Annotated in this window: 9 protein-coding genes; 3 read left to right on the top strand and 6 right to left on the bottom strand. The window is 44.4% G+C overall.

The window, feature by feature from the left end; all coding sequences use genetic code 11:
- Positions 1-141: 141 nt before the first annotated feature.
- Both A1232T_RS00445 and A1232T_RS00440 read right to left on the bottom strand, forming a co-directional pair.
- Complete coding sequence (locus tag A1232T_RS00445) at positions 142-978, bottom strand: TrmH family RNA methyltransferase (RefSeq protein ID WP_077447524.1); 837 nt, start codon at positions 976-978, stop codon at positions 142-144.
- Positions 979-1,191: 213 nt separating this feature from the next.
- Positions 1,192-2,211: a class 1 fructose-bisphosphatase gene (locus A1232T_RS00440; RefSeq protein ID WP_077447523.1), complete on the bottom strand. Its 1,020-nt coding sequence runs from the start codon at positions 2,209-2,211 to the stop codon at positions 1,192-1,194.
- A 495-nt stretch (positions 2,212-2,706) separates the two neighbouring features.
- Here A1232T_RS00440 and A1232T_RS00435 point away from each other — a divergent pair, with 495 nt between their 5' ends.
- The 3 genes from A1232T_RS00435 (at position 2,707) to A1232T_RS00425 (ending at position 5,397) form a co-directional block, all read left to right on the top strand.
- Positions 2,707-3,699 (top strand): aspartate carbamoyltransferase catalytic subunit, encoded by a 993-nt coding sequence (locus A1232T_RS00435; RefSeq protein WP_095532704.1) that lies wholly within the window; start codon positions 2,707-2,709, stop codon positions 3,697-3,699.
- An 83-nt stretch (positions 3,700-3,782) separates the two neighbouring features.
- Positions 3,783-4,934 (top strand): dihydroorotase, encoded by a 1,152-nt coding sequence (locus A1232T_RS00430; RefSeq protein WP_077447521.1) that lies wholly within the window; start codon positions 3,783-3,785, stop codon positions 4,932-4,934.
- Positions 4,927-5,397 carry a DUF2127 domain-containing protein gene (locus A1232T_RS00425; RefSeq protein WP_077447520.1) on the top strand — a complete coding sequence of 157 codons (471 nt, stop codon included), beginning with the start codon at positions 4,927-4,929 and terminating at the stop codon, positions 5,395-5,397. Before A1232T_RS00430 ends, A1232T_RS00425 begins: the two co-directional genes overlap by 8 nt.
- Here A1232T_RS00425 and A1232T_RS00420 read toward each other — a convergent pair.
- The 4 genes from A1232T_RS00420 to rarD form a co-directional block, all read right to left on the bottom strand.
- On the bottom strand, positions 5,394-6,194 hold the full coding sequence (locus tag A1232T_RS00420; protein WP_077447519.1) for an SGNH/GDSL hydrolase family protein: 801 nt from the start codon (positions 6,192-6,194) through the stop codon (positions 5,394-5,396). The genes A1232T_RS00425 and A1232T_RS00420 overlap by 4 nt on opposite strands.
- A 251-nt stretch (positions 6,195-6,445) precedes the next feature.
- The gene (locus A1232T_RS00415; protein WP_077447518.1) at positions 6,446-7,846 is read right to left on the bottom strand and encodes a nicotinate phosphoribosyltransferase; all 1,401 of its coding nucleotides are present in this window, start codon (positions 7,844-7,846) and stop codon (positions 6,446-6,448) included.
- Positions 7,847-7,991: 145 nt separating this feature from the next.
- Complete coding sequence (locus A1232T_RS00410) at positions 7,992-9,074, bottom strand: bifunctional nicotinamide-nucleotide adenylyltransferase/Nudix hydroxylase (protein ID WP_077447517.1); 1,083 nt, start codon at positions 9,072-9,074, stop codon at positions 7,992-7,994.
- Positions 9,075-9,340: 266 nt separating this feature from the next.
- On the bottom strand, positions 9,341-10,339 hold the full coding sequence (gene rarD, locus A1232T_RS00405) for an EamA family transporter RarD (RefSeq protein ID WP_077447526.1): 999 nt from the start codon (positions 10,337-10,339) through the stop codon (positions 9,341-9,343).
- Positions 10,340-10,641 lie beyond the last annotated feature (302 nt).

Here is a 10,641-nt window from a genome sequence, read left to right as displayed (position 1 = left end):
GTCCTTGCCTATAGTATGCTATGACTTTTATCTTAAAGTCTAGGTCGTAACGCATAAAAATACCCCATAAGTTGTGTCCAACTTATGGGGTTCAGTTCAAAATAGACCCTCCCTTTTTTGTACTTATAAGACAGTGATTAACTAATCAGCATACTGTCTCTGACGCAAGGTCTCATACATACATAAAGCACCAGCAATGGCCACATTTAAGCTTTCTTGACCATTAGGCTGAGGCAGTGCCACTGGGGTAGCTTGCTTCATAATGTCTTCACACACGCCTTGACCTTCGTGGCCCATCACCCAAGCTACTGGACGATTTAGATTTTGCTTATAGATAATATTATCTGTGTGAGAGCTGGTCGCATAGATTGGTAGTCTTAAATAGCTCAAGACTTCATCGGCCTCAATACCTTCATAGATAGTAAGACCAAACTGTGCTCCCATACCGGCACGCATCGTTTTTGGTGACCACGCTTGGGCGCTGCCTTTGGTACAGATGATGTTTTTGATACCCACTGCAGCGGCGGTACGTAATAAAGTGCCAACATTACCATTGTCTTGCACATCATTTAAGATTAAGCAGTCTGTGGTAATAGGCGACTTTAAGGTATGTAAATTGTGCTCTGGCACGTCCACAATGGCCATAATTTCAACGCCATTACCTAAGGTAGTAATACCTTGGTAAACACTGTCACTGACCACAGTGAGTCGGTTATCAAGGTTGTAGTCATTAAGAGAGGCCAGTAATGCCTGAACCTCTGGATGAGATAGACCACTATACGAGATGATAATTTGCTGAGGTAAATGATTGGCTTGAAGGGCGGCTTCAATAAGATGGACACCCTCAAGGACAGTTTGACCTGCTTTTTTACGTTGGCGTGATTGTGTTAGCAAGGCTTTTGCTAACTTTGCCGTTGGGTTTTTGTCTGAAGTAATAACTGGGTTATTAGAAAATTTGTTGCTGATTGCGTCGGTCATTATTTGCTCATTTGATTTAGATATTAAAATATATGGCTGTGATCGGATGGTATGTCTATCTGTACAGCTGTCTATATAAACAGTCAGGTAGACAAAGATCAAACATATAGGGTGTAGGGTAACACACCTAGTGGCAAATGAAGTGATGGAGTTTTGAAATAAAAAAGGCCAACCCGGATTAGGTTGACCTTTATAGGCATAAAATAAGGCTAATTAAGCTTGTTGATGTAGCTTCTGCACCTGTTCAACTTCATTTTTTGCGCCCAGTACAACCGCCACACGCTGGTGGATATCGGTTGGCTCATAATCCATAATGCGATTAACGGCATCGGTAGAAGCGCCGCCTGCACGTTCAATAAGTAGGCTCATTGGGTTGGCTTCATACATCAAGCGCAGTTTGCCGGCTTTGTTTGGGTCTTTGGTATCTTTTGGATAAATGAAGATACCACCACGGCACAAGATACGGTGCACATCACCCACCATAGCCGCTACCCAACGGGTGTTAAAGTTCTTACCACGTGGACCAGTCGTTCCGGCTAATAGCTCATTGATGTACTGCTGCATAGGTGGCAACCAATGGCGCGCGTTAGAAGCATTAATCGCATACTCTTTGGTGTCTTCATCAATAGTAATGTTCTTTTTAACCAGTTCAAACTCACCCGTGGTTGGATTTAAGCTAAACATTACCACGCCATCATTATTGGCGTCTAAAGCGTCAGAGAAGGTGAACGCCAACATCGCTGATGATCCGTAGAGTAAGTAACCGGCTGCAAGTTGCTCAGTGCCTTTTTGTAGGAAGTCAGCATTTTTAGCCGCCTGACCTTTATTGATATGCGGTAGGATAGAGAAGATGGTACCGGTAGGCATGTTAATATCAATATTTGATGAACCATCTAACGGGTCAAATAAAACCAAAAGCTCACCTGATTCATTGGCAGGAGTAGCATCATCAAGCTCTTCACTGGCCACACCAGCACAGTGCTCATTAGCGGTTAGGGCGTTTAGCAATAAGTCGTTAGCAATAACATCCAGTTTCTTTTGTTGTTCACCTTGTACGTTTTCAGCACCAGCTTCACCATGAATATCTGCCAAAGCCCCTTTGCGTAGAAGCTCTGTAATCTCTTTACCAACCGTGGTAATGGTGTTAATCACATCAATGACAGCAGATTTTTCACTGCTGTCTGCAGAAGTGGCCGTTAGGTAACTTTGGAAGTAGTCGTTAAGCGTAGTCATCATGCATTCCTTTAACCAAGGGTCGGGAAGTAGAGGGTTTGTCTATCAATGAATTTTTTTACATAAATTTAGTACGAGAAAATCAATACGGTCACTTTTTGAAAGGCAGCAAATCAGCTAAACTATACCAGCTTCTGATAACCCAGTATGATGTGGGTTAAAGACGGCCACTTGTGCTTTGTTTTGGTATAAAAAAGTGACTTTCAGACTCTCTAAAACTACTGACTATAATTAGCAGTAATGCGTCTGCGCAAAGTGTAGCAAAAACCATGCAATATTTCTTGTGCAAGTTAACTATAATAGCCGATATAAAGAATAATCCTGATAATGGATTGTACAATCTAATACGGTTTGGCCCTAGTTTTACCCGCCCAACCACCCATCTGCTCATAAAGGATACCTCTAACTGCCATGACTGACTCAACACAGAAACCTGAGGCTGGACATCCGTCACAGTCGACCCTATCTGCTAACTTTGACTCGACAACGGCAAGAATGAATGCCTCATTGAGTAAACCCCAATTAAATGAAGACGGTCATATCCGTCATTTTTTGGGTATTGAAGGCTTAAGTCGTGAACAGTTGAAAGCAATTATTGCTAAAGCTGAATCTTTTTTTGATGCCAATGGCCAACTAATTAACAGCCCTGAGCTTGATGGCTGTACGGTTATGAACCTGTTCTTTGAGCCCTCAACCCGTACTCGTACCACATTTGAAGTGGCCGAAAAGCGTCTGGGTGCCAACGTTCTAAATATTGATATTGCCCGCTCTAGCACTCAAAAAGGCGAGAGTCTGCGTGATACCTTGTGGAATCTTCAGGCGATGACGGCAGACATATTCGTGGTGCGTCACTCAGCTTCTGGAGCGGCACACTTTATGGCAACTGAGGTAACTCCAGAGATTGCTATTATTAACGGCGGTGATGGTTGGCATGCCCATCCCACCCAAGGCATGCTGGATATGTTGACCATTCACCGTGAAGCACCTCGTCCGTTTGAAGAGCTAACGGTCGCCATTATTGGGGATATCAAACACTCTCGTGTGGCCCGCTCTGATATTGCTGCCCTAAAGACCCTAGGTGTGAAAGAAATTCGTGTCATTGCCCCTCGTACCTTATTGCCAAAAGGAATTGAGCGTTATGGGGTTAAAGTGTTTGAGGATATCGATGAGGGTGTGGTTGATTGTGATGTGTTGATGGGGCTACGTATTCAAAATGAACGCATTGGCTCTCCATTGATGGCGGCATCAGGGGAGTATTTTAAGAAGTATGGGATTACTCCAGAACGTGTGGCCAAAGCTAAGCCAGACGCCATTGTCATGCACCCAGGACCTATGAACCGAGGAGTGGAAATTGCCTCAACGGTTGCTGACGGTCCGCAGTCAGTAATTTTAAAGCAGGTCAATAATGGCATCGCGATTCGTATGGCTGTATTGTCTATGGCGATGCAAGGGCAACGTGAATATCAAGCGTTGCAAGCCTTATTATAAATTCAGACATTGACTGAATTACCCTTGCTTATAGCTCATAAACAAAAGTCTATTTCTCATACAAAAAAAATACTGGATTTATCATGCTTAACTTACTGCCTAAAGAGTTTACCCAGCCTAAGATCGAAGCCAAAGAAAACCACTGGTTGTTACCGCCACTGGTGGATTTATGTGCTCGTTTACGCGAACCTGGCTTGCAACAACACGGTACTTTAAAAACAGAAGGTCATGCGGCTCGTGCCAATGGCTTTTTGCACGTGGTTACCCCGCCAGATACTAACCCTATATTAGAAAACGGCTCCTTATTAAAAGGCTTAAGAGAACGTGCCAAGCAAGATGGTGGCATCTACCTGCATATCTTAGGCGCTCTAACTGCAGAGCTAAAAGGGGAGCGCCCAGCCAATGTTGCTGGTCTTAAAAAAGGCGGCTGTATTGCAGTGACCAATGCTGGTCGTCCCTTTACCAATGATTTAGTGATGCTGCGTACGTTAGAGTATGCTGCGACTTTTGGCCTAAAGGTGTTTTTCTATCCCAATGAGCCCAGCCTATCAGAAGGTGGCGTAGCTCATGAAGGCTATATTGCCTCTTTCCATGGCTTACAAGGTATTCCTTGGTTGGCAGAGACCGTTGCCTTGTCGACTCAGCTGTTGATGGTAGAAGAAACAGGGATCTCAGCTCACTTTAGTCAGCTAACTTGTAAGTCTTCTATTAGTTTAATGCGTTTGGCGAAAGCTCAAGGCCTGCCAGTGACCTGTGATGTGGCCATGCATCAGCTGCATTTAACCGATGACAATTTAGAAGGCTTTAATGCTCAGGCTTATGTGATACCTCCTCTACGCAGTAACACTGACCAAAATGCACTAATTAGAGGTCTGCAAGATGGCACTATCGATGCTATTTGTAGTCATCATGAGCCGTTAAATGACACGGCCAAGCAAGCGCCTTTCGCGGAGTCTACTCCAGGTATTTCAAACTTCGATACCTTTATGGCACTAGGCTGTAAACTGGTGCGAGATAATATCTTGACCCCTGAGCAATTGGTGGAGAAGATTTGTTTGGCTCCTGCTCGAATTGCTGGCATTGAAGAGCAGTACCATCAAGTTGGGGGTGCGGTGTTGGTTGATCCTAACCAGGAGTGGCAGCTTACCCGAGACAGTATGTTGTCAAAAGGTAAAAATACGCCTTTCTTAAATCAGACCTTACAAGGTAAGGTGGTGGAGACCTATTTTGACTGAGCCCACTAAAGTTAGTGGTTCAATTAAAGCAGTTACCTTTTATGAAGTAATCAAAGGGGTGGGGGCAGTGGTTACTGCCCTTGCTTTATGGGCCTGGCATAATAACGTGCCGCTGTTAATTCAGTCGGCCAATAATGCTTGGGTTCAACATTTTGGCACCTTATTTAGCACACAAGTTGAGGCCCTTACTCGAGTGGCGCAGCAAGCGTCTGAGAACTGGGCTTTATTCACTTTATTTATTTTTGGTTATGCCAGTCTACGCTTCATCGAAGCCTATGGGCTATGGACAGACAAGACCTGGGCGTATTGGTTTAGTGTGCTAGGTTACGGCGTTTTCATACCCGCTGAAATTTATTACCTCATCGCTCGTCCTTTTGATTGGTTTAAGCTAGTGGTACTTCTTCTAAACGTTCTGGTAGTGGTCGTGGTGTACAAGCACATGCGCCGTAAAGGGCTTATCTAAACCAGCTCAGAAATGGTATTGGCCAGATTTTTTGCTAACAATAAGTAAGCGTTTGAGTTGGGGTGAAAGCCATCTTCAGCAAAAAAGTTTTGGTTCTTTAGCTCACTGTCCTCCACCTGAATCTGCAAAGCCAACACCTTCTCATATTGCTCACAAACCTGAATTAACTTCTCATTCATTATCTGTGTTTTTTGTCCCATTAATTTATTTAAAGGGCTAGGGATAGCTGGCATGTTTTGCATCGGCGGTAAGCAAGGGAAAATAACCTGTTTGGCCCCAAATTTACGCTTACTTAAGCTAATGATTTCGCGCAGTTGTTGTTGCCATTTTGTGGTCGAGACATTGGACGTGGTGTCATTTACTCCAATCATTACGATCATGATGTCCACAGGGGTAGAGGGTGTGGGCAACACATAAAGTCTACGTAGCGCATCGAAGCTGGTATGGCCTGAGGTGGCATGCAGTGACCACTCTAGCTGTGAGAATTTTTGTTGAATCTGTGGCAGTAATTGCAGCTGTTCAATCAGTTGACCGGCAAGCGCTTGTTGCTGCGAGCTAACCCCAACGCCAGCTGCTGAAGAATCGCCTAGTAGCATGATATTAAGGGTAGGCTTATCTGGTGATGCATTATCATTTACTTGACTGTTTTCCAATGCATTGTCATTTGCCGCAAGGGTTAATCGGCCCCTACGTTCACCCTCTGCTTCTGGCAGCCTTAAAGCCGTCTTTTTTAGTTTTAGACCTTGATAGAGATAAACAGGAGCTAAAGCGATGTGTTTGGGTTGTAAAGGAATCATAAGTTTTTCACTTAAATAAAGGGTATTTGGCTGTGTTAGGGAGCTATGAGTGTAATACATTTCAAAATTGCAGGCTAGAGCATAGCCACTAGTCCGGCTTTTTACTCTTTTGTCAGGGTTCTTATTGTTAGGGAGTATTTTGAGGTGGTATCTTTTATTTCTCAGACAAAAGATTTAAATCCACCTATAAAAAAGCTTCGCCATAGTAGATGACGAAGCTCTTTTTTAGTTTTTATCTGGTCTTTTAAATCCTACCAACTGCCCGTACGCTGACGAATGGTAGTTAAGGTGTCATCAACCAGTAGCTTACCATCGACAAACACATCGCGTAGTAAGTTATCAGCACTGTTTTGTAGCTTGTCTTCTTTTATGGTGTTCAAGTTACCTTGATTGTCTTTAACCAAGGCCAAACGTCCTTTTTTCGAGCGTTTTGAGCGGCTAGTAATGGGGTCTTTAAAGATATCTTTCCACTCGCCATCAATTTGAATAGCGCTGGCTTTCATTGCCCAGCTCATGGTATCTCGGGTCACTTGTTGTAGTAAGCCACCGCCCATACCAAAGGTGACGTTGTCCGCACTAAAGCCGGCCTTCATTACTGTCTGTAGTATCTTTCCTAGGCTTTGCGGGCTGATACCATCGCCTTGGATGAGACGCACATAATCAGGTAGGATTTTATAGCCTTTACTGTTTACGCTGTAGCCAAATTTGACTGACAAACGCTCTAGGGCTTCACGGACCACTTTAGCCGGATCGCCACTGTCAGGACGAATGACCAAAGTGCCCCCCATGGTTTCGATCTGTTGCTTTAATTCATCGCCCCAAATGTTATCAATGGCATTCCATAAGTCGTAACTGTCTGAGACCACTGCCACCGTATTACCTTCACCCCCAAATTGCTTTAGCATATTGGCATAGGCTTGGCTTTCACGTTCACGGCCCCAAGCGGTCATGGTGCTGTGCTCAGCAGCTGGGATAGAGAAAGCAGGCATCTCCTGATCCATACCATACCAGCGACTGGCAGAAACTAAGGCAGTAATGCTGTCAGTGCCAGAGAAGTTGACCAGATGAGCCAAGCTGCCTAGAGCCACAGACTCTAAGCTTGAAGCACCCCGTGCCCCAAAGTCATGCAACTTAAAGGGCAGGCCAGCTTGACTGTCTGCTGACTTATCTAATGCGGCCTTGATAACGTTTTTACAGTAATAAGATAAGCTTGATACGGTCGAGGGGTACCAAATGGCTCGTAATAAAGAGGTTTCTAAGTAGCTAGGTAGCCAATAAAATTCAGGATCGGTGTTGATAATCTGACACACTACGTTAGAGACAGGAACAATACTGCCCTCTGGTACGGCCTGAATTCTAATAGGCAGATAGCCGCCATGCTTCTCTACTAAGCGCTCCCAGCCTGAGCGGTTGAAAGGAAGACCATGGGCGGTAATGACCTGCTCGGCTTCTTCAATATCTGCGGTGGTAATGGGCTTGCTAAGATACTCTTTGATATAAGCTTGTAAGCCAAAAAATACCACGTCATAGTCGCCTTTACGGGCTTCGACATAGCTCGACATATATTCGCTGCCTGGGGGATATTGTAGCCAGTGCGAAGTTTTGTAGCTGTCAGAGTTTAGAATTAAATTATTCAAATTACTGGTGTACATTACAGAGCTCCTCTGAGGGGTGAAACGACATTAAAGATAAGCTTGAGGCCGTAATGGCTAGAATAAGTAAGCTCAAGTAGCCTCAAGTGTCGTAATGGGGTTTACCGTCTATCGGCTTAGCTGTAAAGGATAGTAGAGTATCAAATCACAGACCTACCATCTTAGTGATAATGGCATAGTGATCTTCAAACATCTTTTTGGAGTCAAGCTCAGCCAAGGGGAGCCAAAAAGCTTTGGCAGCATCATCGCCCCCTTGCACTTTAGGCAAGCCTTTGGGGTCGTTTTTTAATTTAAAGTAAAAAGCATGGGTGATAGTGCGACCTCGTGATGAGCGGTAAGGGTCATCAAAAGTATGCTGACTATGACGAGAGCCATACAGCACAGAGGCAGGCACATCGAGCTTGGTTTCTTCAGCCAACTCACGGATACAAGCGTCAAGTAGGGTTTCTTTTTGATCCACAAACCCTCCTGGCAGTGCCCACAGGCCTCGACCAGGCATACCTCGGCGCTCTACCAGTAAGATATGACCAGACTGTACTACCAAAGCATCAGCGGTCATAAAGGTAGGGGGATAAGGGGCATCACGCCACTGCTTCATATAATCATCAACAAACCAAGCTTCTTCATGAAGGTGTTGGTAGTCTTCAGTTTGTTTGAAAGCATCCATAACTTCACGCGTTGACACTGGGGTGCGCTCACCAGTTGGGGTGGCGCCCATAAGATAGCCTTCGCGAATGGGCGTAGCAGATAGGTTCTTGTAATTGGGAACAGAGATCGACTCCCAAGTTGGGAATAAAGATAAGTAGTAAGATGAGCTGTCCTTGGAGTGACCAATTAACGCAATGTCTTCGCTCAAATCATGAGTCACTGTCTTGATAGAAGCTTGTACATATTGTAGCCAACGGGTGTCATTGTATAGCGCATCATCAAGACCTACACAGTGGATTCTAGCGGCGTCCTCATCCGAGTAAGCGCCTTTAATCATCTGCGAGCGCTCTTCAACCGTGAAAGGGTTACGAAGGCTTCTGGGCATATTGGCTGAACCGATTAGCATGATGACGTTCTCGGCTCTTTTTAAAGCCTCATCCACCACGGCCTTATGACCCATATGGAACGGCTGAAAACGACCAATAAATACTAAGTATTTGTAATGACGATTGGAGGCTGAATTTAAATTATCCGCTTTTTTTTCTGATTGAGTTGGGCTTTGTTTAGGTAACACGCTCATTCTTTAAGCTCCGGCAATACCAGTAGTCAACTTTGGGGTTGGACCATGAATTTGTGATTATTTTAAGATTAAGTTTTAAAGATAAAGGACCTTATAGTGACACACTAGACTTCACAATAACAATAATCAATAGGTTCCAAAACGTATACATGCGGTTAAAAAAAGCCCCTCTAGCTAAAGCGATTCTAGATAATAGAAGGGCTTTTAGGTAGAGGGGCTTTAGTAAGTAGGGCGCTGCGGCTGTTATAAGAGGTTAAGTGCTCTATTTAGCTAACACGGGCCCCTTTCATCCAAGGCTTGTTATTGCGTCTATTGGCACGTAGCTGACGAACGCCATGGGCAATAAGGAACATAATGCCTATCCAAATCAGACCATAACTGTATAGCATCCCCATCTCAAAGCTGTCCCCTAAGACGGTGATGGCTAAGAAAAACAGAAACACCGGCTCAAGATAGCTCATCATGCCAAACACGTTCACTGGCAATATTTGACTGGCATCTAAGTTGGTTTTTAGGGCCAAGACACTTAGCACACCAAGGCTGATGACCAGTAACAGGTACATCCCTGAACCCATCACAAAGGTTAGGTTCTCAGGAGCCACGAACAGCAGATAGCCTAAGGCAATCGGTAAAAATAAAGTTAAGTCAACCAGCATCCCTGTCATGGCGGTAATCCCTTGAAGGCGACGCATAATATAATAGATGGGGTAGGTGCCACATACCCAAAGTGTTGCCCAAGAGACGCTTTGAGTCCGCATCATCTCCAAGCTAATGCCCACTACGGCAAAGCCGACAGCTAGCCATTGTAGTTTGCTTAATCGCTCACCAAAAAAGACATAGCCAAATAACACCATCATCAGCGGGAATAAAAAGTAGCCCATCGCAACCTGTACACCTTGATCATTGATGGGGGCCCACATAAATAGCCAAAGTTGACTAAAAAATATCGGGGTAGGTAACAGCAGCCAAGCCCGCTGCTTAAAAGTTTTTAAGTTGCGTAAGATATCTAGGTGATAACCTAAGCGGCCCCTTATCACCACGAAACCTACTAAGGCTACCCACATAGACAGCATGCGCCAGATGAAGACCTGAGTACCGGTTAGGGGCTGCAGTAAGCTACTATAAAAATAAAGGACACCAAATAAAAGGTTGGACAATACTGCCAGTAAAACACCTACAATCATTGTGCGCTGCTGTGCATCACTAGCAGACCAAAAGGAAGCAAAGGGTAGATTGCTTCTCGTGGTAGAAACTTGTTTAGACATACAATGCACCATAAAAATAGGCATACCGATAGCACAGCCTTTTATAAAGTCGATTATAAAAAAGCAGCCCCTACCAGCATTTGAATAGCCCTTTGATCTAGGCATGGCAGGGGGTGATGACTCAGCCACAAAAAGCAAAGTGCTAAGGGTATGAGATGACTGTTTAAATGATTTAGTTTGTATTTAACAATACAAATTGATAATTAAATATCGGGTAGATATTAGACTATTGCATAAGGGTTAGGCGGTAGCACTTAGGACAGCGTTGACGCCTAACCTTTGGGTGTTACAAGTAACAGGTA

The organism is Psychrobacter pasteurii (genome assembly GCF_900162815.1).
Classification (GTDB): Bacteria; Pseudomonadota; Gammaproteobacteria; order Pseudomonadales; family Moraxellaceae; genus Psychrobacter; species Psychrobacter pasteurii.
Note: the sequence above shows the minus strand (reverse complement) of the source record. Positions and strands in the feature narration are given on the sequence as shown.